The organism is Sphingopyxis sp. (assembly GCF_041916015.1).
Lineage (GTDB): Bacteria > Pseudomonadota > Alphaproteobacteria > Sphingomonadales > Sphingomonadaceae > Sphingopyxis.
Map to the genome: position 1 here is coordinate 1 of NZ_JAYSAH010000018.1, position 20,076 is coordinate 20,076.

The 20,076-nt window shown below is 65.3% G+C and carries 29 protein-coding genes; 14 read left to right on the forward strand and 15 right to left on the reverse strand.

Annotated features, from left to right (window positions below; translation table 11 throughout):
• The first annotated feature begins 169 nt into the window (after positions 1 to 169).
• Positions 170 to 1,993, forward strand: coding sequence for a translation elongation factor 4 (gene lepA / locus ACE3SL_RS02705; protein WP_374524225.1), 1,824 nt, complete (start codon positions 170 to 172; stop codon positions 1,991 to 1,993).
• Between the two features lie 104 nt (positions 1,994 to 2,097).
• Positions 2,098 to 3,006, forward strand: coding sequence for an SEL1-like repeat protein (locus ACE3SL_RS02710; protein WP_374524226.1), 909 nt, complete (start codon positions 2,098 to 2,100; stop codon positions 3,004 to 3,006).
• 9 nt (positions 3,007 to 3,015) lie between these two features.
• On the opposite strand, the gene ACE3SL_RS02715 is transcribed toward ACE3SL_RS02710, so the two are convergent.
• From ACE3SL_RS02715 to ACE3SL_RS02730, 4 genes are read right to left on the reverse strand one after another with little or no spacing between them, the layout of a single operon-like run.
• Positions 3,016 to 3,702, reverse strand: a complete 687-nt coding sequence (locus tag ACE3SL_RS02715) for a hypothetical protein (protein WP_374524227.1) — start codon at positions 3,700 to 3,702, stop codon at positions 3,016 to 3,018.
• Between the two features lie 42 nt (positions 3,703 to 3,744).
• Positions 3,745 to 4,512 carry an anti-sigma factor gene (locus tag ACE3SL_RS02720; RefSeq protein ID WP_374524228.1) on the reverse strand — a complete coding sequence of 256 codons (768 nt, stop codon included), beginning with the start codon at positions 4,510 to 4,512 and terminating at the stop codon, positions 3,745 to 3,747.
• A gap of 3 nt (positions 4,513 to 4,515) precedes the next feature.
• Positions 4,516 to 5,034: a sigma-70 family RNA polymerase sigma factor gene (locus tag ACE3SL_RS02725; protein ID WP_374524229.1), complete on the reverse strand. Its 519-nt coding sequence runs from the start codon at positions 5,032 to 5,034 to the stop codon at positions 4,516 to 4,518.
• A 7-nt stretch (positions 5,035 to 5,041) separates the two neighbouring features.
• A complete protein-coding gene (locus ACE3SL_RS02730) occupies positions 5,042 to 5,284 on the reverse strand; it encodes a hypothetical protein (RefSeq protein ID WP_374524230.1) in 243 nt (80 codons plus the stop codon).
• Between ACE3SL_RS02730 and ACE3SL_RS02735 the strand changes: the two genes are divergently transcribed.
• Positions 5,277 to 6,317, forward strand: a complete 1,041-nt coding sequence (locus ACE3SL_RS02735) for a rod shape-determining protein (protein WP_374524231.1) — start codon at positions 5,277 to 5,279, stop codon at positions 6,315 to 6,317. The genes ACE3SL_RS02730 and ACE3SL_RS02735 overlap by 8 nt on opposite strands.
• 21 nt (positions 6,318 to 6,338) lie before the next feature.
• Here ACE3SL_RS02735 and ACE3SL_RS02740 read toward each other — a convergent pair whose 3' ends face one another.
• On the reverse strand, positions 6,339 to 6,770 hold the full coding sequence (locus ACE3SL_RS02740) for a helix-turn-helix domain-containing protein (RefSeq protein WP_374524232.1): 432 nt from the start codon (positions 6,768 to 6,770) through the stop codon (positions 6,339 to 6,341).
• Between the two features lie 112 nt (positions 6,771 to 6,882).
• Here ACE3SL_RS02740 and ACE3SL_RS02745 point away from each other — a divergent pair, with 112 nt between their 5' ends.
• Complete coding sequence (locus ACE3SL_RS02745) at positions 6,883 to 7,503, forward strand: GNAT family N-acetyltransferase (RefSeq protein ID WP_374524233.1); 621 nt, start codon at positions 6,883 to 6,885, stop codon at positions 7,501 to 7,503.
• 223 nt (positions 7,504 to 7,726) lie between these two features.
• On the opposite strand, the gene ACE3SL_RS02750 is transcribed toward ACE3SL_RS02745, so the two are convergent.
• Positions 7,727 to 8,014 carry a hypothetical protein gene (locus ACE3SL_RS02750; RefSeq protein WP_374524234.1) on the reverse strand — a complete coding sequence of 96 codons (288 nt, stop codon included), beginning with the start codon at positions 8,012 to 8,014 and terminating at the stop codon, positions 7,727 to 7,729.
• A gap of 99 nt (positions 8,015 to 8,113) precedes the next feature.
• Positions 8,114 to 9,094, reverse strand: coding sequence for a DMT family transporter (locus tag ACE3SL_RS02755; protein ID WP_374524235.1), 981 nt, complete (start codon positions 9,092 to 9,094; stop codon positions 8,114 to 8,116).
• A gap of 94 nt (positions 9,095 to 9,188) precedes the next feature.
• On the opposite strand from ACE3SL_RS02755, the gene ACE3SL_RS02760 reads away from it, so the two are divergent.
• Complete coding sequence (locus tag ACE3SL_RS02760; RefSeq protein WP_374524236.1) at positions 9,189 to 9,665, forward strand: Lrp/AsnC family transcriptional regulator; 477 nt, start codon at positions 9,189 to 9,191, stop codon at positions 9,663 to 9,665.
• A gap of 61 nt (positions 9,666 to 9,726) precedes the next feature.
• Here ACE3SL_RS02760 and ACE3SL_RS02765 read toward each other — a convergent pair whose 3' ends face one another.
• The gene (locus ACE3SL_RS02765) at positions 9,727 to 10,026 is read right to left on the reverse strand and encodes a DUF1153 domain-containing protein (RefSeq protein WP_041383255.1); all 300 of its coding nucleotides are present in this window, start codon (positions 10,024 to 10,026) and stop codon (positions 9,727 to 9,729) included.
• Between the two features lie 2 nt (positions 10,027 to 10,028).
• Positions 10,029 to 10,412: a hypothetical protein gene (locus ACE3SL_RS02770; RefSeq protein ID WP_374524237.1), complete on the reverse strand. Its 384-nt coding sequence runs from the start codon at positions 10,410 to 10,412 to the stop codon at positions 10,029 to 10,031.
• Positions 10,413 to 10,556: 144 nt separating this feature from the next.
• Here ACE3SL_RS02770 and mnmA point away from each other — a divergent pair, with 144 nt between their 5' ends.
• From mnmA to ACE3SL_RS02805, 7 genes are all read left to right on the forward strand, one after another.
• Complete coding sequence (mnmA, locus tag ACE3SL_RS02775; RefSeq protein ID WP_374524238.1) at positions 10,557 to 11,693, forward strand: tRNA 2-thiouridine(34) synthase MnmA; 1,137 nt, start codon at positions 10,557 to 10,559, stop codon at positions 11,691 to 11,693.
• Positions 11,694 to 11,747: 54 nt separating this feature from the next.
• A complete protein-coding gene (locus ACE3SL_RS02780) occupies positions 11,748 to 12,170 on the forward strand; it encodes a hypothetical protein (protein WP_374524239.1) in 423 nt (140 codons plus the stop codon).
• Positions 12,171 to 12,257: 87 nt separating this feature from the next.
• Positions 12,258 to 12,398 carry a hypothetical protein gene (locus ACE3SL_RS02785; protein WP_374524240.1) on the forward strand — a complete coding sequence of 47 codons (141 nt, stop codon included), beginning with the start codon at positions 12,258 to 12,260 and terminating at the stop codon, positions 12,396 to 12,398.
• Between the two features lie 30 nt (positions 12,399 to 12,428).
• Complete coding sequence (locus ACE3SL_RS02790) at positions 12,429 to 13,115, forward strand: DsbA family oxidoreductase (protein ID WP_374524241.1); 687 nt, start codon at positions 12,429 to 12,431, stop codon at positions 13,113 to 13,115.
• Positions 13,116 to 13,171: 56 nt separating this feature from the next.
• On the forward strand, positions 13,172 to 13,483 hold the full coding sequence (locus ACE3SL_RS02795) for a hypothetical protein (protein WP_374524242.1): 312 nt from the start codon (positions 13,172 to 13,174) through the stop codon (positions 13,481 to 13,483).
• A 208-nt stretch (positions 13,484 to 13,691) separates the two neighbouring features.
• Entirely contained in the window at positions 13,692 to 14,198 is a 507-nt protein-coding gene (locus tag ACE3SL_RS02800) for a thermonuclease family protein (RefSeq protein WP_374524243.1), read from the forward strand.
• Between the two features lie 141 nt (positions 14,199 to 14,339).
• Positions 14,340 to 14,573, forward strand: a complete 234-nt coding sequence (locus ACE3SL_RS02805; protein WP_374524244.1) for a DUF2171 domain-containing protein — start codon at positions 14,340 to 14,342, stop codon at positions 14,571 to 14,573.
• Between the two features lie 218 nt (positions 14,574 to 14,791).
• Here ACE3SL_RS02805 and ACE3SL_RS02810 read toward each other — a convergent pair whose 3' ends face one another.
• The 3 genes from ACE3SL_RS02810 to ACE3SL_RS02820 form a co-directional block, all read right to left on the reverse strand.
• Positions 14,792 to 15,253 (reverse strand): hypothetical protein, encoded by a 462-nt coding sequence (locus ACE3SL_RS02810; RefSeq protein ID WP_374524245.1) that lies wholly within the window; start codon positions 15,251 to 15,253, stop codon positions 14,792 to 14,794.
• Positions 15,254 to 15,388: 135 nt separating this feature from the next.
• A complete protein-coding gene (locus ACE3SL_RS02815) occupies positions 15,389 to 15,556 on the reverse strand; it encodes a hypothetical protein (RefSeq protein ID WP_374524246.1) in 168 nt (55 codons plus the stop codon).
• 56 nt (positions 15,557 to 15,612) lie between these two features.
• Complete coding sequence (locus ACE3SL_RS02820) at positions 15,613 to 16,569, reverse strand: hypothetical protein (protein WP_374524247.1); 957 nt, start codon at positions 16,567 to 16,569, stop codon at positions 15,613 to 15,615.
• Between the two features lie 273 nt (positions 16,570 to 16,842).
• Between ACE3SL_RS02820 and ACE3SL_RS02825 the strand changes: the two genes are divergently transcribed.
• The gene (locus tag ACE3SL_RS02825; protein WP_374524248.1) at positions 16,843 to 17,349 is read left to right on the forward strand and encodes a hypothetical protein; all 507 of its coding nucleotides are present in this window, start codon (positions 16,843 to 16,845) and stop codon (positions 17,347 to 17,349) included.
• 88 nt (positions 17,350 to 17,437) lie between these two features.
• Entirely contained in the window at positions 17,438 to 18,268 is an 831-nt protein-coding gene (locus tag ACE3SL_RS02830) for a BglII/BstYI family type II restriction endonuclease (RefSeq protein WP_374524249.1), read from the forward strand.
• A 1-nt stretch (position 18,269) separates the two neighbouring features.
• Here ACE3SL_RS02830 and ACE3SL_RS02835 read toward each other — a convergent pair whose 3' ends face one another.
• The 3 genes from ACE3SL_RS02835 to ACE3SL_RS02845 all read right to left on the reverse strand — a co-directional run.
• Positions 18,270 to 18,926: an MT-A70 family methyltransferase gene (locus tag ACE3SL_RS02835; protein ID WP_374524250.1), complete on the reverse strand. Its 657-nt coding sequence runs from the start codon at positions 18,924 to 18,926 to the stop codon at positions 18,270 to 18,272.
• Between the two features lie 77 nt (positions 18,927 to 19,003).
• Positions 19,004 to 19,234 (reverse strand): hypothetical protein, encoded by a 231-nt coding sequence (locus ACE3SL_RS02840; RefSeq protein WP_374524251.1) that lies wholly within the window; start codon positions 19,232 to 19,234, stop codon positions 19,004 to 19,006.
• A 131-nt stretch (positions 19,235 to 19,365) separates the two neighbouring features.
• A partial coding sequence (locus ACE3SL_RS02845; RefSeq protein WP_374524252.1) for a ribonucleotide-diphosphate reductase subunit beta occupies positions 19,366 to 20,076 on the reverse strand: 711 nt, incomplete at its 5' end.

Below are 20,076 nucleotides of genomic sequence, written 5' to 3' on the forward strand. Positions count from 1 at the left end.
GGGAAGCGCCAGCCTTCGCGTGTCTCGACTTCGCTCGACACGAACGGGAGTATAGGCTTGGCTTGTCCCCTTCCGGTCGACAGCTGCTATCCGCGTGCAAAGCGGGTTCCCGGAAGGGCGCTGTCCGGACCCTGCTGACAGCGCGCATTTCCGCTGCTAGGGCGCCCGCATGACAACGCCCCTTTCGCATATCCGCAATTTTTCGATCATCGCGCACATCGACCACGGCAAGTCGACGCTCGCCGACCGGCTGATCCAGTTCACCGGCGGGCTCACCGAGCGCGAGATGTCCGCGCAGGTTCTCGACAATATGGACATCGAGAAAGAACGCGGGATCACGATCAAGGCGCAGACGGTGCGCCTCAAATACAAGGCGCACGACGGCGAGACCTATGAGCTCAACCTCATGGACACGCCGGGGCATGTCGATTTCGCCTATGAAGTGTCGCGGTCGCTCGCCGCGTGCGAGGGCGCGTTGCTTGTCGTCGATGCGGCGCAGGGGGTCGAGGCGCAGACGCTCGCCAACGTTTATCAGTCGATCGAGCACGACCACGAGATCGTGCCGGTGATCAACAAGATCGACCTTCCGGCCGCCGACGTCGACAAGGTGAAGGCGGAGATCGAGGACATCATTGGCCTTCCCGCCGACGACGCGGTGCTCGCTTCGGCCAAGTCGGGGATCGGCATCGAGGAAGCGCTCGAGGCGATCGTCGCGAAGATCCCGCCGCCGAAGGGCGACGCGGCCGCGCCGCTTGTCGCGATGCTCGTCGACAGCTGGTACGATCCCTATCTGGGCGTCGTCATCCTCGTCCGCGTTATCGACGGCGTGCTGAAGAAGGGCCAGCAGATCAAGTTCATGCAGGCGGGCACCACCCACCTGATCGACCGCGTCGGCTGTTTCACGCCGAAGCGCGAGGAGCTGACCGAGATCGGCCCGGGCGAAATCGGCTTCATCACCGCGCAGATCAAGGATGTCGCGCAGGCGCGCGTCGGCGACACGGTGACCGACGCGAAAAAGCCCGCCGCGGCGCCGCTGCCGGGGTTCAAGGAGGTCCAGCCGGTCGTCTTTTGCGGTCTGTTCCCGACCGACGCGAACGATTTCGAGAAGCTGCGCGAAAGCATTCAGAAGCTGCGGCTCAACGACGCCTCGTTCAGCTTCGAGATGGAGACGAGCGCGGCGCTCGGTTTCGGCTTCCGTTGCGGTTTCCTCGGCCTCCTCCACCTCGAGATCATCCAGGAGCGGCTGACCCGCGAATATGACCTCGACCTGATCACCACCGCGCCGTCGGTGGTTTACAAGCTCAAGCTCACCCGCTCGAAGGACGGCGGGCCCACCGAGATGGAGCTGCACAACCCCGCCGACATGCCCGACCCGAACCGGATCGAGGAGATCGAGGAGCCGTGGATCGAAGCGGTCATCTATGTCCCCGACGAATATCTGGGCAGCATCCTGAAGCTCTGTCAGGACCGGCGCGGCATCCAGAAGAACCTCACCTATGTCGGCGGCCGCGCGCAGATCACCTATGAGCTGCCCTTGAACGAGGTGGTGTTCGACTTTTACGACCGGCTGAAGAGCATTTCGCGCGGCTATGCGTCGTTCGACTATCACCAGATCGGCCACCGCCCCGGCGACCTCGTCAAGATGAGCATCCTCGTCAACAACGAGCCGGTCGATGCGCTGAGCATGATCGTTCACCGCGGCAGCGCCGAGGCGCGCGGGCGCGGCATGTGCGAGCGGCTCAAAGATCTGATCCCGCGCCACATGTTCAAGATCCCGATCCAGGCCGCGATCGGCGGCAAGGTGATCGCCCGCGAAACGATCGCCGCGCTGCGCAAGGATGTCACCGCCAAATGCTATGGCGGCGACGCGACCCGCAAGAAGAAGCTCCTCGAAAAGCAGAAGGAGGGCAAGAAGCGGATGCGCGAATATGGCAACGTCAACATCCCGCAGGAGGCGTTCATCGCCGCGCTCAGGATGGGGGACGACGCCTGATCGTGATGCGCCGCGCCGCTCTGCCGTTGTCGGCATGGCTGGCGATCGGAGCGTGGGGCCCGCCGGCGCAAGCGCAGGCTGAAACCCGGGCTCCGGTCCAGGTGGTGATCGGGGCGCCTGACGCCGACGAGGGCAACGAACAGGCAAGCAAGGTCGAGGCGTTCGACCGCGATTGCCGGGCCGACGACGCCGAGGCATGCCGCCAGCTCGCCTATGTCTATCACGAGGGCGACGGCGTCGAGCGCGACGATGCGCGCGCCGCGACGCTGTTCGTGCGCGCCTGCGACCTCGGCACCGCATCGGGCTGCACGATGGCGGGCTATCTCTATGGCGAGGGGCTGGGCGTCGCGCGGTCGGACGAGCGTGCCGCCGATTATTACACTCGCGCCTGTGACCGGGACGAGCCGATGGGATGCAACAATCTCGGCCTTTCCTACATCAACGGCGATGGGGTTCCGGTCGATCCCGAACGCGCGCTCGCCCTGTTTGAAAAGGCCTGCACCGGCACCGCGACCGAGGGGTGCGCGAACCTCGGCGCCTCCTATTCGCTGGGCAAGGGGGCCGCGCGCAACCAGCGCCGCGCGGCATGGGCATTCCGTACCGCGTGCGATGCGGGCGATTTGCACGGCTGCTACAATCTCGGCGTGCTCTACCGCGATGCCAAGGGCGTGAACCATGATCCGAAACGCGCGGTCGCGCTGTTCGAGCGGGCGTGCGAGGCGGATCATCGACAGGCGTGCGGCAATCTGGCCTTCATGATCGACGATGGCCGCGGCACCCGCCGCAACCGTACCCGCGCACTGGAACTGTTCGACAAGGCCTGCACGCTCGGCGAGGCCGAAAGCTGCTTCACCCTCGGCCGCGCCTATCAGCTCGGCAAGGGCGTTCCGCTCGACAAGGCGCGCGCGGTCGTGCTGCTCGAACGCAGCCTGTCGCTCGATCCCGAAAGCGAGTCCGCCGGAGAAGCGCGCAAGGCACTCGAAATTGCGCGCGGGCAGCGAAAGGGCCGCTAGGCCGCAGCCTCATCGGCCTGCGTTGCTGCGCAGCGGTGCAGCCGATCGATGCGTCCGGACAAGCTGGTCGAGCCAGGATTCCATGATGTCCGCGAGTTGCGCCTCGTCCTCCCATCCGCCTGCATCGGCCGTCCGGGAGCGGGCGCTGTGATGGATGATCGCGCCTTCGCCGGTCGAGGCGCCGTCGATGACGCGGGACAGGATCATCAGGTCGAAATCGCGGAAGGATAGCGTAGTGAACCAGATCGGTGATCCCGGCGGCGGGTCCTTTCGGGACCGGCGGGCCACGACCGAGTAGCAGAGGCGCGCCGAGCCCGCGTCATAGTCTGCGATGCGGACGACGTGATTCGCGGCACCGCTCCTGAGGTCGAACCGGTGGAGACGAAGATCGGGAACGAGGCGGGAGAAGATTGGCCATATGCCGGCGTCTTCGGCTTCGCTCGTGAAGGTGGCGATCGTGACGATCCGCCCGTCCCCGATCCGCAGCGAATGCGTTATCCGCGTTTCCCCCGCCTGGCCGGAATGGAGCGTGTAGCGCTGTTCGACGACGCGATGCCTCCGGCCCTCGAATTCCATCAGGAAGCTCGCATTCCCGAGGATCAGGAGCAAGCCGCCGCCCGCGAGTTCGCGAACCGAAAACAGCTCTTTCGCGGCGCCTTTGCACGCCGCTGCGACGCAGGTCCTTTTCCTGTCCATCAATCCCCCGCCCTCGCATCGGGGCATGCGTCGGCCCCCATTTCAGCTATCCTGGCTGCTGGCGAGATCTTCGGCATGCGCGGCGATCAGATCGGCCGGCTGGTCGCCGGTCAGGGCATAGACCGTGCCTTCGTGCGACCAGTAGCCGACGGCTTGTCCGTCGACGACCTCGGTCTGCGGCTCTTCGGGAAAGTCGGCAGAGGTGCGCGCCGCGAACAGCGAGACCGGCTGGTCGCCGCCGGTGTCGATCACCATCTGGACGCTGGGGCCATAGTCCGACGGAAAGAGCTGGGCATCGAGAATGCGCCAGTCGGCAGGAAGCGCCGGAACCTCGATGCGGGTGGCGCGGCGCATGGCCTTTGCGTCGAAATGCGTGGTTTCGGGCTGCGAGGGCATTCGGGCGCGGATCTCGGCGGTCTTCTGCGACATCAGCGCCTCCTGGACGAGCGTTGGAACCGTGGCGCGCGCGCGGGGCGCCAGATCGATATTTTGCCACGTCGCGACGACGATCATCGCGACCGCCATTGCAGCGGCAAGCGGCGCGAAGCGCCCCAGACGGGCAAGGGGGCGCCTTTTTCCGAGCGCGGCGTCGAGCCGGCGCGCCTCATCGACGAGGCGCGCCGGAATATCCTCCCCATTCTCTTCGGCGAGCGCCCGCATCGCATCGCGGAAGCGAAGATCGGCAAGCACGCGTGCCGCGATATCGGGATGGCGGACGAGATAGTCGGCAACCTCGAGCCGCCCGGCGGCGTCGAGCTGATCGTCGACATAGGCCTGCAGGTCGCATTCGGTGATCGTGACCTGTTTCATCGTTCAATTCTCCACAATGCGAAGCGACGCGGCCGCGCGGCCGGCGGGTTCGTCATCGTCCAGCGCGCGCAGGCGGGCGCGGGCGCGCGAAAGACGCGAAATCAGCGTTCCGATGGGAATGCCGACCGCATCGGCGGCTTCCTGGTAGGACAGGCCCTCGACCGCCACGAGGTGCAGCACCTGCTGTTGCTCGGCCGAAAGCCGGCCGACCGCCTCGGCCACCTCGCGCAGGCGGATCGATTGTTCCTGCGCCGCCGGTCCGGTGTCGCAGGCGATCTCGGACGCATCATAGCGCGCGCGCACCGCGTCGCGCCGGCGGCGGCTGACGAAGCGATTGTGGACGATCGCGAACATCCAGACGCGCAGCGGGCGCCCCGGCTGATATTTGTCGGCGTTTGCGCAGGCCGCTACGAGTGCTTCCTGAACGAGATCTTCCGCATCATGCTCGTCACGCGTCAGCCGCCGCGCGTAGCGCATCAGCGCCGGCAGCAGATCGACGACCCGGGAGGGATGCGTGTCCATGTGACATTTACGCGCGTCGCGGCCGATTAATCCACGGCCCTGAAAAAACATCCCCGCGATCGCGCTTTTCGCCCGGTCCGGCGCGCTTGCCCTCGGCCAGCCGCGAGAAACCCACGGTCTGGCTCTTGCGGGAATTGACCTTGGCCCGCGCGTTGCGCATCGCGGGCGAAGTTGCTTTGAGCGGGCGAAGCCGGGGGGCGGGCGTCTGTTTCGGGTTTTGAAACGAGGTTGCGCCCCCATCCATGAACATCTTCCAACGTCTCGCCCCGCAGGGGCATGAAATCGCCATCGACCTCGGCACGGTGAACACCGTCATCTATGTGCGCGGGCAGGGGATCGTCCTCAACGAACCGTCGGTGATCGCGCTCGAAACGCGCAACGGTATGCGCAGCGTCAAGGTCGTCGGCAACGACGCCAAGCTGATGATGGGCAAGACCCCCGCGAATATCGAGGCGCTGCGTCCGTTGCGCGACGGGGTGATCGCCGACATCGACGTCGCGGAGCAGATGATCAAGCATTTCATCGACAAGGCGCTCGGCGGGCCGAGCCGCCTGCGCCGGCGGAGCAATGTCGTCGTCTGCGTGCCCTCCTGCTCGACGCATGTCGAACGCCGGGCGATCCGCGATGCCGCGACCAATGCCGGCGCGATCAGCGTGCGGCTGATCGAGGAACCGCTTGCTGCCGCGATCGGGGCCGGGCTGCCCGTCGCCGAGCCGCGCGGGACGATGGTCGTCGATATCGGCGGCGGCACGACCGAAGTCGCGGTGCTCTCGCTGGGCGGGGTCGCGCACAGCAGTTCGGTGCGCGTCGGCGGCGACAAGATGGACGACATGATCGCCTCTTATGTCCGCCGCAAGCACAATATGATGATCGGCGAGATGACCGCCGAGCGTGTCAAGCTGACGATCGGCACCGCGGTGCGGCCGCAGGATCAGGGGATGATCATGGCGGTCAAGGGCCGTGATCTGGTGAGCGGGCGCCCGTCGGAGATCAGCGTGTCGGAGGCCGAAATGGCCGAGGCGCTGGCCGAGCCGGTGGGGCAGATCGTCAGCGCGGTGAAGGCCGCGCTCGAGGAGACGCCGCCCGAACTGTCGGCGGACATCATCGACGAAGGTATTACCCTGACCGGCGGTGGCGCCCTGCTCCGCGGAATGGACCAGGCGATCGCCAAGGCGACAGGGTTGACGGTTCGGGTCGCCGACGATGCCCTGATCTGCGTTGCGATGGGCGCCGGGCTGACCTTTGAAGAGCGTGCCTATCAGGGCATATTGCTCGCCGCTTAAGCGCGCGGACGCTGTGCGGCGTCAGATTTCGATGATGATCTTTACCTTCGCGGGGCTCGTGCCCGCGGCACAAGCGATTTCGGCGCGCATACGGGCGACCATGTCACCGAGGCCGCTGCGGTCCGCCGGCGGGTGATCGAGTAGCGCCGCGAGGGGCATGTCGAGCAACTCGGCGAGCGATTGCAGGCGTGCCGTCCGGGGCCGCGAACGGCCCTGTTCCCAATAGCAGACCGAGGTCTCGGTCACGTCGAGCCGTTTCGCGAGGTCGGCCTGCGTCCATTGTCGTGCCTTTCGGAGCCGTGCGATGCGCTGGCCGAAACTTTCACGAGCGAGAGCGAATTCATTGGATGGATTGTCGAGAAGACTGTCGAGCGGCACGGTGCCCGGCGTGGATGGCGAAATAGGAGTGTTGTGCAAAGCGTGTTGACCCAGGTTAATTTTCTTAAGCAACACAATTTAGCAGCGTAAGTTCCGCGACTCTTTCAACTTTTCCCGCTGGGTAGTGTGATTGCCATGTCGGAGGTCGCGGGCTAGCTTTCGGATACCGATCGACACCGGAGGATCGATGGCGATGATCGAGACGCAGGCGCGATCCATGGATCGCATCATCGTGCACAGCCGGCTCAATGACGGCACGCGCGTGTCGCTGCGCTGCATCACGCCCGCCGACGAGGAACGCCTGCGCGACGGCGTCGCCAAGCTGTCGGCCGAAGCGCGCTACCTGCGTTTCTTCTCGCCCGCCCCGATCCTGCCCGACGCGGTGGTCCAGCGGCTCGTCGATGTCGATGGACATGACCATATCGGCTGGGGCGCGATCTGCACCGATTGCGACGACTGGCCGGCGATCGGTGCGGTACACGCGGTGCGTCATCGCCCCGACGGCCCGGCGGGCGAATATTCGATTGCGATACTCGACGCCTTCCACGGCAAGGGTCTCGCCCGGATGCTGACGGCGGCGCTGCTGATCCAGTGCCTTGCCGAGGATATGCTGACGCTTGACATCCATATGCTGTCGGAAAATGACGCCGCCCGGCGGCTGGTCAAATCGCTGGGCGCCGTCTGGACGGCGGAAAGCGCGGGCGTCGCCGACTATCGGCTGGACGTTGCGAGCGGGGTAGCTTCGCTGCGCGCCGATCCCGAGGCGCCGGGCGTCGAGGATGTGTTTCACGCGCTGACGGGGCTGTGAACAGCTAGTCCCTCCCGCCGCGAGGGGTCGCGACTCGCGGCAGGAGGGTGAGGGTCATGGCCGCGCCTGGCGGCCGCATCCCTCGTCGATTGTTCTAGCCGCGGCGGCATGACGCCGCCGTGACGTGCGTCACAGGATGTGATTTTTGCAGTGGATGCGAAAAGGGCGCCGGAGACTGGCTCCGGCGCCCTTCCAAGTCGGCGCTGTCCTTTTCCGGACGGGCCTATTTCTTCTGCGGTTCGGGGGCGGCGGGCGCCATCTTCGAATCGGCCGGCGGCGGTGCCGTGCCATTGTCGATCGCATCGGCCTTCGCTTCGCCGGCCTCTTCGACCGCGTCGGCCTTCGCCTCGGTCGCTTCCTTCGCCGGACCTTCGGGCATCGCGTCGGCCTGGGCATCGATGGCGTCGGCCTTGGCCTCGGCCTGATCCTCGACCTGATCGGCCGGCTTGCTCTGGCAAGCGCCGAGCGCGAGCGCCGAAGCAACGGTGAGGGCAATGATCGTCTTACGCATGTCGAATTCTCTCCAAAGTTGACTCCGAGGCTTAACGCCGGGTGAACGCCGGAGTTGCACGAAAACTGCAAGATATTGAAAATGGAGAATTATATTATGTCATTGCGCTGGAACGCGACCGCGCTCGTTGCTCGCATATGTCTGATGCACCGCGATGCACCTCGTCACGCTCAGGACAATGAGGGAAAAGGCCGTTGTCTCCATGATCGTCGGCAGCCGATGCTCCCACAGGAACCCATAGAGCAGGGCGAACACCGTCTCGAGCAATATCATCTGTCCGGTCAGCGTCAGGGGCAAGAGCCGACTCATGCGATTCCAGAGGGCGTTACCGGCGATCGAGGCGAGAAACGCCACGGCGACCGAGACGGCGGCGAAAGCCAGCCATGCCGGGGCGGGGTGGCGGACCGGCTCGAACAGCAGGGTGATCGGAATGAGGGTCATCACCTGGGCGCCGGTCACGAGGCCGGTCAGCAGACTCCAGTCGTGCGCGGAGACATGGTCGAGACGGGCGAGGCAGCGGCTGTTGCCCACGGCATAGGCCGTCCACGAGAGAAGCGCGCCGGCCGCACAGAGCAAACCGGCGAGCTGCGTTTCGGTCGATCCGGACGCCGGGGCCGTGAGCGCCTGCCAGCCGATGCAGATGGCGCCTGCGGTACAGAGCATCAGCGAGGGGGCGAGCTTGCGGAGCGGCACTGCGTTATCGTCGCGGCTTCCGATGATCGTCACCGCGATCGGAAGAAAGCCGATGATGAGCGACGTCATCGCGATGCCGCCCATCTGGATCGCGGCCGCGAGGAGAATATAATAGAGCGTGTTTCCCGCCAGCGAGAGCCAGATCAGCGAGACCCATTCGCGCGGCGTCATCGCCGCCATCAACCGCTTCCGGTTGCGGCCGATCAGCGTGGCGGACAGGAAGCCGTAGGCAAGGTAACGGCCGATAGCGAGCTGGATCGGCGTGAAGTCGGGGACGAGCGCCGGGGCGAGAAAGACGAGCCCCCAAAGCGCTCCGGCGCCCATGCCGCAGGCGATCCCCCGAAAGAGGTCCTTGTTTGGAGAGGGGTGGGCGATTGCGGCGTTCACGACGAATTTCCTGATTGTGCAAGCCGGGACTTATCATCGGCAAGGCGGGATTTGCGCTCTTGATCGGGCCGTCAAATGCAACAAATACTCGCCCATGGCCCGGACGAACCGAAATCTCGACAGCTTCGATCGTGCGATCCTGCGAATCCTTCAGCGCGACAACAAGACGCCGCAACGGGCGATCGCCGAAGCGGTGCATCTTTCGGCGGCCGCGGTGCAGCGGCGGATCGCGGCGATGGAGGCGGCGGGGATCATCGAACGCAATGTCGCGATCGCCGATACCCGGGCGCTGGGGATGACGATCACCGCGATCGTCGAGGTGCATCTGATCGACGAGCGGCCGCCGACGGTCGATGGCGCGAAGGCGCTGTTCCTTGCGGCCCCCGAAGTCCAGCTATGCTATTATGTGACCGGCGGCATCAGCTTCGTGCTGGTGATCGTGACGACCGACATGATCGAATATGAGGCGATCACCCGGCGCCTCTTCGCCGACAATGATGCGGTCGCGAGCTTTCGCAGCCTGATCGCGCTCGACCGGGTGAAGTCGGGCGCGGAGATCATCATTCCTTGATCCGCAAAAAAAGAGGGCGCCCGGAGGCGCCCTCTTCATGACCCTTGGATGCGCGCCGCGATCAGAAACGCTGCTGGCGCTCGTACAGATCGCGATAGTGCTGGATGCGGGTGACGCGCAGGCCCGGCATGCCGCTGCGGTCGATCGACCGCTGCCAGCCGGCGAACTCCTCGAGCGTCAGGCCATAGCGTTCGCACGCCTCATCGACGGTCAGCAGGCCGCCGTTGACCGCGGCGACGACTTCGGCCTTGCGGCGAACGACCCAGCGGGTCGTCGTCGGCGGAGGCAGCGAGTCGAGGGTCAGCGGTTCGCCGAGCGGACCGATGACCTGAGCGGGCCGGATTTTCTGATTCTCGATCATGTTCATTCCATATCGTCTTCGTCGTGGGGGATCGGCAGAGCCGACGACCAAGCTGCTACAAGCAAGGGGTTCAACATCGGCTGAAACCCTCTGGTAAATGGGCTGTTCATAGTTTCGGGCAGGGCGTTCGCTTCGTCGGACAGGTCGAGAAAGCGAACGGGCCGCGCCGCCATTTGTTCCCGTGCGGCGGGCACGGCGGCCAGAAAATGACGAACGGTGTTAACGCGGGCCGCGTGGCGTTCGCGAGTCGCGCGTTCGTGGAGCAGGCGCACTGTCGGCAGCGCGGCCTGCCGCGCTTCCGATACCGCCAGCAATATGTCGAAGCCCGGCCTCGACAGGCGGGCCGCATCGGCGACCTGCGGAAATTTTGACGGCGCGGCGTTCATGTCATCCGTCTACCGCGGAGGGGCTAAGGCCCGGTAAATGTCCATTTCATCACCTGTTAGCGAAGCTTAACCCCCGTCAATATCTTGACGGGCGCGGCGGAAAAGCTGGCATTTCGGGCGCCGCCTCCCTAGATGGCGCGAGCGATGATCGAGACGATTTCTCCACCCAATGGCGCCGTCCGGGCCGACTTCCAGCTTGCCGAGCCGCTGAAGGACCGGCGAGTCGTCGTCGCCATGTCGGGCGGTGTTGATTCGAGCGTCGTCGCTGCGCTCGCCGCCCGGTCGGGCGCCGAGGTGATCGGCGTCACGCTGCAGCTCTATGATCATGGCGCGAAAGCGAAGCGTGTCGGCGCCTGTTGTGCGGGGCAGGACATCCGCGACGCACGCGCCGTCGCCGACCGGCTGGGCTTCGCCCACCATGTCCATGACCATGAAAGCCGCTTTCGCGACACGGTGATCGACCAGTTCGCCGACGAATATCTGGCCGGGCGCACGCCGATCCCCTGCGTCCGCTGCAACATGGGGGTGAAGTTCACCGACCTGTTCCAGCTCGCGAAGGATCTGGGCGCCGACTGCCTCGCGACCGGCCATTATGTCCGCCGCATGATGGGGCCGGCGGGTGCCGAGTTGCACCGCGCGGTCGATCCGGCGCGCGACCAGAGCTATTTCCTCTTCGCGACGACGCAGGAGCAGCTCGACTTTCTGCGCTTCCCCTTGGGCGGAATGGAGAAGAGCGTGGTGCGCGAGATTGCGCGCGACCTGGGGCTCGGTGTCGCGGGCAAGCCCGACAGCCAGGACATCTGCTTCGTCCCCGACGGCGATTATGCGACTTTGGTGAAGAAGCTTCGTCCAGAGGCCGACGACAAGGGCGAGATCGTCCATGTCGACGGCGCCGTGCTCGGCACACACAAGGGGCTGATCCACTATACCGTCGGCCAGCGGCGCGGCATCGAGATCGGCGGGCAGGCCGAGCCGCTCTATGTCGTGCGGCTCGACGCGGAAAAGAAGCAGGTGATCGTCGGGCCGCGGCGTGCGCTCGCGGTATCGGGCGCGCGGCTCGGTGAAGCGAACTGGCTCGGCGCGGTCGAAGGCCGGCCGGTGCTGGCGAAGGTCCGCAGCATGGCGAAGCCGGTTCCGGCGCATGTCGAAGGCGAGCGGCTGGTCTTCGCGGCGCCCGAATATGGCGTCGCGCCGGGACAGGCGGCGGTGCTCTACGACGCCGCGGACGAGAGCCGCGTGCTCGGCGGCGGCTGGATCGAAGAGACGTTCGCGGCGGAATAATTTGCACTTTTCCTCCCGATGCCGCAGCCTTGCCGGCAAACAGGGAGAGACAATATGGTCAACTGGGTCTTGCGCGGTGCCGTCCTGCTGTGGGCGCTGTTCTTTGCGATCGTCGGGCTGCGCGGGATATTCGACCCGGCGAGCTTCACCGAAACCTTCGGCATCATCGTCGAGGGCGCAGCGGCCAATACGGTTCGGGCCGACCTGTCGGCCTTTTTCCTTGTGGCGGCGGGCGCCGCGGCGGTCGGCGCGCTGGTGCCCGGCTGGTCGCGCGCGCTGCTGGTGCCGGCAGCGCTCTATGGCACCGCGCTGATCGGGCGCCTGATCGGCGTCGGCAGCGGGGACTTCGTGAATGCGGGGATCGTGCAGGCGATGATCATCGAGGCGCTGTCGACCGGGCTGATGGTCGGAAGCTGGTGGGTCCTCTCGCGCCCCGCGCCGGCGGCGGCCGAGGCATCCGGCGATACGGTGCATTGAACCCGGCCAACTTGTCTTTTTTACCATTATGTGAGTTACTGGCGTCCGGGTCGCTTCTGTTTCCTTTGGTGGTGGAAGGGGGAGCGTATGGCAGCCGACGACAAACGAGGCGCCGACAGGCGGGGGGAGGATCGGCGGACAGCCGACGACCCCGATTACAAGGGGCCGGAGCGCCGCAAGGGCGACCGGCGCTCGGGCAAGGATCGCCGCGAGTCCGACAGGTCGTAGCGCGGCGCCCGCCTTGCTGGAGAAAGTGATTTGACCGACCTGCCGCGCCTTTCGATCGACATCGTTTCCGACGTGATGTGCCCATGGTGCATCATCGGCTGGCTGAAATTCGAGAGGGTGATGACGCATTTCGAGGGGCGGCTGGACTTTCGCGTCCAGTGGCACCCCTTTGAGCTCAACCCCGACATGCCGCGCGAGGGCGAGGACGCCGCAGCGCATGTGATGCGCAAATATGGCATCAGCGCCGAACAGAGCCGCGCCAACACGGGGCGGCTGGCGGCGATCGCCGCCGAGCTTGGTTTCACCTTCAACCGCGGGCCGGATTTCCGGATGCGCAACAGCTTCGACGCGCACCGGCTGCTGACCTGGGCGGGCGCGCTGGAGGAGCCCGGGCAGGCGGTAGCGACGGGGATGCAGACCGCGCTCAAGCTGGCCTTGTTCCGCGCCCATTTCACCGACAACCGCGATGTGAGCGATCCCGCGGTGCTCGCCGACGTCGCGGCCTCGGTCGGGCTCGACCGCGACCGGGCGGCGGCGATCCTGTCGAACGGCGATTATGGCGAGATGGTGCGCGCCGAAGAGGCCTATTGGGCCGATCAGAATGTCACCGGCGTTCCCGCCTTCATCCTCGGCGGCCGGATGCTGATCCCCGGCGCGCAGGACCCGGAGGTTTTCATCCGGGTGATCGAGACCAAGGTGCTGGCGGCCGCGGCCTGAGGGAACGAGGAGAGGCGACGGCGCGTTTTCCGGCAGTCCCCAGAAAGGAGCCGGCCATGATCGACGATCCCCGCATTCCCGACAGCGAAGCCCCCGAAGCGCACAACCGCGAACAGGAGGACGAGGAGGCGCAGGCGCAGACCGTTGCCGCAGCGGCGCGGCATGACCGCGGGCTTGCGGACAGCAGGAAAGCGAAGGGCGGCGGCGATACCGACGATGCCCAGGATCTGGTCGATCATATGCGCCAGATGGAGCGGTCGGGCCGAATCGATATGGATGCCTATCGCGGCGAACGCAGCGACGACGACGAAGAAGAGGAGCTCGGTCCGGGCGGGGTCGAGGACGACCAGCCGCGCGGGGCGCCGTAGCCGCAAACCGGCCGGAGAGTGTCGTGGCCCCCGATCGGTCGGTTCCGGCACCGGCACGGGGATGATTGCCCCGCTTTTGCACCGCGGCAGAGCGGCTCCATTGGGATTTCGCTAAACCTTCGCCGCTAGGGTCGGCACCATGTCCGGACCCGATTTCCCTCTGAAACGGCGGCACAGCGTTCGCGCTCGCCGTTACCGAAAGCCACCCGTGCGCTCGCGTTCGACACTCCGGGCGAACCCGTGGCTCGCGCCCCTGATGGCGGTCGCGTTCGTCGCGGCGCTTGCGACGTTCCAGCACATGCCGGGCAACGGCGAGAAGGCGGCGATGCCCTTTGCCGGCGGCGGGTCCGCCGCTGCCGGGGATACGCTGTCGGCGCGGTTCGGGCTTTGCCACACCGGCGGCGGGCGCGACTGCGTCGTCGATGGCGACACCTTCTGGTTCGCCGGCGAGAAATATCGCATCGCCGACATCGACACGCCCGAAACCCACCCCGCCCGCTGCGCCGGGGAAGCGGCACTCGGCGCGGCGGCGACCGGGCGGTTGCAGGCGTGGCTCAATGCCGGGGCGTTCAGCCTCGACAGCCCCGGCCGCGACACCGATCGCTATGGCCGCAAGCTGCGGATCGTGACGCGCGGCGGCGCGAGCGTCGGCGACGTGCTGGTCGCGGAGGGGTTGGCGCGGCGGTGGGAGGGGCATCGGCTGCCCTGGTGTTAGCACCCTGCAGCTCCGGCGCGGCTTTCGGGCGGCTCGTCGGAGGGGGTGGAGCCGACTCGCTTTCCATGCGTATGATCGGCATGGCTCCCACCCCTTCGGGAGCGCCCCCAGTTCCCTTCGGGAGCACCAAGGAGATTCATCATGGCCGAGCATGACCACAGCGCGATCAAGGAAGACATGACCGTCATCGGCGCCGACGGCGTCCATATCGGCACCGTCGATCATATCGACGGCGAGCGCATCAAGCTGACCAGGGCCGACAGCGTCGATGGCAAGCATCATTACCTCCCCGCCGGCCTGGTCGCCGCGGTCGATGGCGACACGGTGCGGCTGTCGGCGAACGCCGCGAACGCGATCGACCTGTTCGAGGAGTAAGCCATCGAATCCAGATGGCCGGGGCCGCAATCCGGCGCCCCCGGCACTCGAAACTGGCCCGTCCCCACCACAGCGGGGGCGGGCCGTTTTCGTTTTGCGCTCCCCCCGCTTCTCACTGGAACGCTTCTCACAGGAAAACGGAGCCGGGAGGGGGGAAACCGGCTCCGTTCCTGTCCGCCCCTTGCGACCCGCAGGGACGGCGCCTGACCTCCGGTCCTTCAGCGCGTTTCGGCCGCCGCGCCGCCCTGAACGCGGGCGCGGATTTCGGCCCTGGGCAGCTTGGTCACGAGGGGGCCGGTGACGCTGGCGGCCTTGCTGTAGAGCTCGGCGAGCGGGATGTTGTAGAGCTTGCCGCCATCGACGATCACCGCATTGGCGCCGTCGATGCTCTGCACGGTGCCGACGCTGTTGCCCTGGGTATCGACGATCTGCGCGCCCGCGCGGACCTGTTCGCGGGTCGCGACGACGAGCTTCGTCGAATCGATCGCGCCGTTCACCGCGCCATCGACGTGCTCGACCGTCTTGCCGACCTGTCCGGTCACATTGCCGACGGTGCCCGCGACCGGCCCGGTGTCGACCGTCGTATCGACGCTGCCGCCGACGGTTCCGCCGACTTGAGCGAGGGCCGGGACGGCGAGGATCGCGGCGCCCGCGGCGAGAAGGGTGAGAGCCTTGTGCATGGGGATGGTCTCCTTTGCTTCGGGCAGCCGCCGGGGACCGCCCCCGGGACTGCTCTTTCCCGAACAAAACCGGCGGGGCGGGGAGATGTTGCGGACGGGACGGCGGAGCGCACCGGCGGCGCGACGAACCGCGCGTCAGTGCGGCGTGGTGCGCTGTCGGGGGACGGACGGCCCCGCGATCAGCTTGGTCAGCGTCGCGGCGCGCGCCCGCGCGGCGCTCCAGTCGCGCTCGGGATGCGCGCGCATCGCCTCCAAAAGGACGGCGAGCTCCTTGCGGCGGTCGCCTTCGGTTACGGCCTGCATCGGCTTTCTCCTTTCGCGCGCCAGCATAGCACCGCCGCGCCGTCCGTGCGAACGGCTCACCGTGCTGGCGAGACGGAATGGCGGATCGGCGCCGCGCCGGGCGCGCCGCCCGCGTCGTTGGCGGGCGCCGGGAGGCCGAAATAGGCGCGCCGCGCCGCTTCGCCCGCCGCGCGCAGCGGCGCGATCGCGGCGCGGAAGGCGGCGTCGAACGCCTCCTGCTCGTCCGCGTCGAGCGTGCGCTCGTAATCGGGTTCGCCGAATTCGCCTTCCTCGATGCCGACATAATCCTCGGGGGGCGGGAAATTGGTGCGCAGCTCGCCGCTTTCCCCGTCGGGCCAGACCGACATGGCGGCGGCTTCCTCCTCGGGGGTGGGCTCGGCTTCGGGCTCGGGGTCGGCATCGGCGGAAAAGCGTGCAACTTCATTCGCGATTGCGCTGTCCTTCCACAGCGTCGCGACCGGGTTGGCGCGATTGTCGCGCCCCGCGAGCCACAGCGCGAGCGCGGCGTTGTGGCCGCCGACTTCGCCGTCGGTTTCGACCGCGAACAGCGACAGGAAGCCGTCCCAGTCGCCGGCGATGATCTGCGCCAGCATCTCCTCGCCCGCCCGTGCGCGCGTCTCCACGGCGCGATCGAGCCGCGCGAGCATCGCGAGGCCGAGGCGCGGGTCCTGGCGGCGGCGCTTATGAAAATGATAGCCCTCGCGCTCTGCCGGGCCGCGCTCATAGGTCTCCTCGATCCCCCAGATCGCGCGGTCGAGCAGCTCGTCGGCGAGCCGCGCGCGGGCGATCAGCACCGCCGCCGCCCAGCCGAGCCGAAAGGCCGCGCCCTGCGGCTTGTGGCGAAGCTGATAGGCGGCGCCCGGCGACATCGACACGCGCGCGGCGCTGATCTGAACCGATCCGGTGATCGCGAGGTGCGCGAGGAAATCGCGCTGGAGCGCCGGGGTCCAGTGGTAGCTGGTCGCGGGATAGCGGGTATCGGGGTCGTGCGCGGTGACGGTGGCGGGTTCCATGGGCTCTGCTCCTTTGGTTGAGGGAAATGGCAGGAGTGAACCATATGGGCTAAATGTAGGAAAGCGGTTTTTGGTTCGGCTGGTGGGATTGCTGTACGCGGGAATATCGAAGGGCGTCATCCAACTTCCGTTCGCATCGAGCGCAGTCGAGATGCATCTGGCGCTGTGCTTGCGTGTCTCGACTACGCTCGACACGAACGGAGGTGGGGGATCGGATGACAGGGAGGATCGATAGGTGGCGCTACGCCGCCGCCATCCCTATGTGTGCGGGCGATGGAGCATCGGGACCGGAAAAATATCGTCGTCGCGCGGCTGAAGGGCAAGCCGCTGCTCGCGGGGCAGGTGATTTGCGCGCTGCTGTTCGCGGGGCTGGCGCTGCGGCAGGCGGGACCGGTGCGCGGCGACGGGGCGGGGGAGATGCTGCGGTCGATCCTGTTCGGCGATGCGGTGGCGACGGTGGCGATGCTGGTCGCGGCCTGGGGGTTCTGGACCTGCCTGCGGCTGTGGCGCCAGCGTGACGCCTATGTGGTCCACGACGGCGTGCGATTGTACCGCGGCAGCACCCTCTCGTGGCCGCTGGCGGCGATCCGCGACGTGGTGATCGAGCGCGGCGGGCTCGGCGTGCCGACGCTGCGGCTGGTCGTCGACGACGACAGCGAGGTGACGCGGGGGCTGGTGCCGCTGCCCCTGCTCGAAGGCTCGGCCGAGGCGGTGCGCGGCGGGGTGCTGTTCGCGGCGTCGGGAATGCGCGGGGTGCCGGGTGGGGTGACGGTGAATTGAGTTTTGACGAAGCGAGCAGATGCATGGCAGTAAAGGTCAAAAGTTCTACATGGTTGCCAAGCCGAGTTGGTAGGATTTCAAGGTGAAAATGACTGACGAATACGATTCTCTGCTCGATAAAACTCCCTTGCTTTCTGCGAAGGACGACGATCTCGGCGATATCCTACCCCAAGCGTTTTTGGATCGTTTCAATGTCCTTAGCTATCGGAATGCGGCACGTATCTTATCGAGCGCCGCCTCGTCTGACTTGTCCGAGCTTATTAATAGCTTGATGGCTTTCTCTATCTCCACGCCCGAAATGGTGAAGGGCGGTGGGAACAAGTCTGAGATCGCAAAAAATATGGATTCTTTGTTGAATCCAAAGGGTTGGTATGAAACTCGTATCCGAGCAGATATGCTGATTGAAAAGATCGTGACGCGACCAAACCCCGATCATGGGAAAAGAGGCCAGAAGAAGACCATTGTTTCTTCAGAGAGATTCAAAATCTTAAAGGTTATTGATGGGCATAAGATCGATTTTGTAAAGAATAGAGTCGCATTCGATCTTGAATGGAATAGCAAGGATCAGACTTTCGATCGTGACCTTTATGCTATGCGTGCTTTCTATGAAGCCGGCATCATTGATGCCGGTGTGCTGCTTACGCGGGACGCATCGCTGGCGCCTATGTTTCGAGAAATCGGCGATCGAGTTAATATCAAGGACTTCAAGAGCAAATATGGTGCGAGCACGACTTGGATGGGTAAGTTAACTTACCGCCTGGATGCCGCGCGTAATGGAGGTTGTCCGATACTCGCAATCGGCATTACGCCGACGGTCGTTTCAGACTTTGAAAGCTGGAAGAACGATCATCCGATCATCCGCAACGCGGGTGATTTAGGAAATCTATCCGAGCCCATCGAGGATGATGAAGAACTATAATTTATTCAGCGGCAATCTCTACTGAACTGTTATAATTATACGTATCCCAAGTGGGTCTATAATCATCGTCTGCCTGATTGCCCCAAACTGTCCAGCCCTGCCGTTTCCCTCGGCTGAACATTTCAAGTCGGGGCCCCCAACTGCAATCCTCTATGAGTTTATATTGCTCATCGGGCTTTCGGCTATGCTCACGCTTGCGCGTCTGGAGCATGTTGACCTGACTACGGCCCGGATCGAGAGTTCGAGCATTCTTCCCGCGAACGCCGAACAGTAATAGCTCTGTGACGTTCCGAAAATAAAACCCAACGCCTCGCCCGTCGGAGCCGCCATCCTTGCGGATCTTATGCCACACGATGTTTGAGATGTAGCGATAGCCCCACGCGTCCATCACCTTAAGACCCTCGGGCAAGAGGGCGTTCGGCACCCAGAGATATAGATGCGAGGGCTCATCTGCGATGTCGGAAACTGGCAGGGCGCAGATCTCGTCAAGCGTCATGGTTCCGTAGCGGTTAAGGCGCTTGTGTTCTGGAGCTATCTTCCCCGTGCGATTCTGAAATTGCCACGGTGGATCAGCGAGAATCGTCCCGAATTTTTTCCCACGCGCCGTAGCGAGTAGATCGATTGCGGCTTCGCTAAGCGGGATGTTGGGCGAGAACATAATGAGATCTTGGCCTAGCTAATGGGAAGCGTCAAGCCGCTACAGTGCAATCATTTCAACAATGGACGGAGATTCTATCAAACCGAAAACCCCCCAGCATTCCTCCTATTCGACCCCGCTGCCAGCACTTTCTTGCCCGTCGGGGTCAGCGCCCATTTGGCGCCCTGCTGCACCACCAGGCCCAGCGCGACGAGTTCGTCGCGGATGGGGTCGCTGGGGAGTTGGGGGCGGCGGTTCGAGAGGCCTTCGAGGGTCGCGCGCTGGGGTTGGCTGAGGATCAGCAGTTTCAGCTTTTTCTTGTCGGTCATTCGGGTGGCCTCTTTGACTCTTGTCGTTGTTGTGCCGTGCGTCGGCGTTGCTGCCCTCCCCGCGGCGACTAGGGAGCAAGCTCCCAAGTCTTGCTGCCCCTCCCGCAGGCGGGAGGGGTTTTGGCGTGGGTTTACTCCGCCGCGATGCCCGCTTTCGCGAACATGTCCTCGCCTTCGTCGCTCGCCTCGGGGGCCGCGGCGCCGTCGTCGTTGGCCTTGGCCTTCTTGCGGTTGTCGAAGCTGGTCCAGACGCTGTTCCAGTCGCCGCGCGTCGCGCCCTTGCTGTACTCGGTCGCGCGGGTTTCGAAGAAGTTCGCGTGCTCGACGCCGTTGAGGAGCGGGGCGAGCCAGGGGAGGGGGTGCTCGTCGATCATGTAGATCGGCTGGAAGCCGAGCTGCCCCAGGCGCCAGTCGGCGATGTAGCGGATGTAGCGCTTGATCTCCTTCGGCGTCATGCCGGGGACGGGGCCCTGTTCGAACGCGAGGTCGATGAACGCATCCTCAAGCCGCACCGTCTTCTGGCAGGTGTCGATGATGTCTTCCTTCACCGCCTTGGTCAGGCAGCCGCGTTCCTTCACGAAGGTGTGGAACAGCTTGATGATGCCTTCGCAGTGGAGGCTTTCGTCGCGGATCGACCAGCTGACGATCTGGCCCATGCCCTTCATCTTGTTGAAGCGCGGGAAGTTCATCAGCATCGCGAAGCTGGCGAAAAGCTGCAGCCCCTCGGTGAAGCCGCCGAACATCGCGAGGGTGCGCGCGATATCCTCGTCGCTCTCGACCCCGAAGGTGCCCATATAGTCGTGCTTGGCGCGCATCTCGTCATATTCGAGGAACATGCCATA

Coding starts and splice junctions, on each gene's coding strand:
- lepA (WP_374524225.1), top strand. CDS start 170: ATGACAACGCCCCTTTCGCATATCCGCAATTTTTCGATCATCGCGCAC.
- ACE3SL_RS02715 (WP_374524227.1), bottom strand. CDS start 3,702: ATGGACAGGAAAAGGACCTGCGTCGCAGCGGCGTGCAAAGGCGCCGCG.
- ACE3SL_RS02720 (WP_374524228.1), bottom strand. CDS start 4,512: ATGAAACAGGTCACGATCACCGAATGCGACCTGCAGGCCTATGTCGAC.
- ACE3SL_RS02725 (WP_374524229.1), bottom strand. CDS start 5,034: ATGGACACGCATCCCTCCCGGGTCGTCGATCTGCTGCCGGCGCTGATG.
- ACE3SL_RS02735 (WP_374524231.1), top strand. CDS start 5,277: ATGAACATCTTCCAACGTCTCGCCCCGCAGGGGCATGAAATCGCCATC.
- ACE3SL_RS02730 (WP_374524230.1), bottom strand. CDS start 5,284: ATGTTCATGGATGGGGGCGCAACCTCGTTTCAAAACCCGAAACAGACG.
- ACE3SL_RS02745 (WP_374524233.1), top strand. CDS start 6,883: ATGGCGATGATCGAGACGCAGGCGCGATCCATGGATCGCATCATCGTG.
- ACE3SL_RS02750 (WP_374524234.1), bottom strand. CDS start 8,014: ATGCGTAAGACGATCATTGCCCTCACCGTTGCTTCGGCGCTCGCGCTC.
- ACE3SL_RS02760 (WP_374524236.1), top strand. CDS start 9,189: ATGGCCCGGACGAACCGAAATCTCGACAGCTTCGATCGTGCGATCCTG.
- ACE3SL_RS02765 (WP_041383255.1), bottom strand. CDS start 10,026: ATGATCGAGAATCAGAAAATCCGGCCCGCTCAGGTCATCGGTCCGCTC.
- ACE3SL_RS02770 (WP_374524237.1), bottom strand. CDS start 10,412: ATGAACGCCGCGCCGTCAAAATTTCCGCAGGTCGCCGATGCGGCCCGC.
- mnmA (WP_374524238.1), top strand. CDS start 10,557: ATGATCGAGACGATTTCTCCACCCAATGGCGCCGTCCGGGCCGACTTC.
- ACE3SL_RS02780 (WP_374524239.1), top strand. CDS start 11,748: ATGGTCAACTGGGTCTTGCGCGGTGCCGTCCTGCTGTGGGCGCTGTTC.
- ACE3SL_RS02785 (WP_374524240.1), top strand. CDS start 12,258: ATGGCAGCCGACGACAAACGAGGCGCCGACAGGCGGGGGGAGGATCGG.
- ACE3SL_RS02795 (WP_374524242.1), top strand. CDS start 13,172: ATGATCGACGATCCCCGCATTCCCGACAGCGAAGCCCCCGAAGCGCAC.
- ACE3SL_RS02805 (WP_374524244.1), top strand. CDS start 14,340: ATGGCCGAGCATGACCACAGCGCGATCAAGGAAGACATGACCGTCATC.
- ACE3SL_RS02810 (WP_374524245.1), bottom strand. CDS start 15,253: ATGCACAAGGCTCTCACCCTTCTCGCCGCGGGCGCCGCGATCCTCGCC.
- ACE3SL_RS02815 (WP_374524246.1), bottom strand. CDS start 15,556: ATGCAGGCCGTAACCGAAGGCGACCGCCGCAAGGAGCTCGCCGTCCTT.
- ACE3SL_RS02820 (WP_374524247.1), bottom strand. CDS start 16,569: ATGGAACCCGCCACCGTCACCGCGCACGACCCCGATACCCGCTATCCC.
- ACE3SL_RS02825 (WP_374524248.1), top strand. CDS start 16,843: ATGGAGCATCGGGACCGGAAAAATATCGTCGTCGCGCGGCTGAAGGGC.
- ACE3SL_RS02830 (WP_374524249.1), top strand. CDS start 17,438: ATGACTGACGAATACGATTCTCTGCTCGATAAAACTCCCTTGCTTTCT.
- ACE3SL_RS02835 (WP_374524250.1), bottom strand. CDS start 18,926: ATGTTCTCGCCCAACATCCCGCTTAGCGAAGCCGCAATCGATCTACTC.
- ACE3SL_RS02840 (WP_374524251.1), bottom strand. CDS start 19,234: ATGACCGACAAGAAAAAGCTGAAACTGCTGATCCTCAGCCAACCCCAG.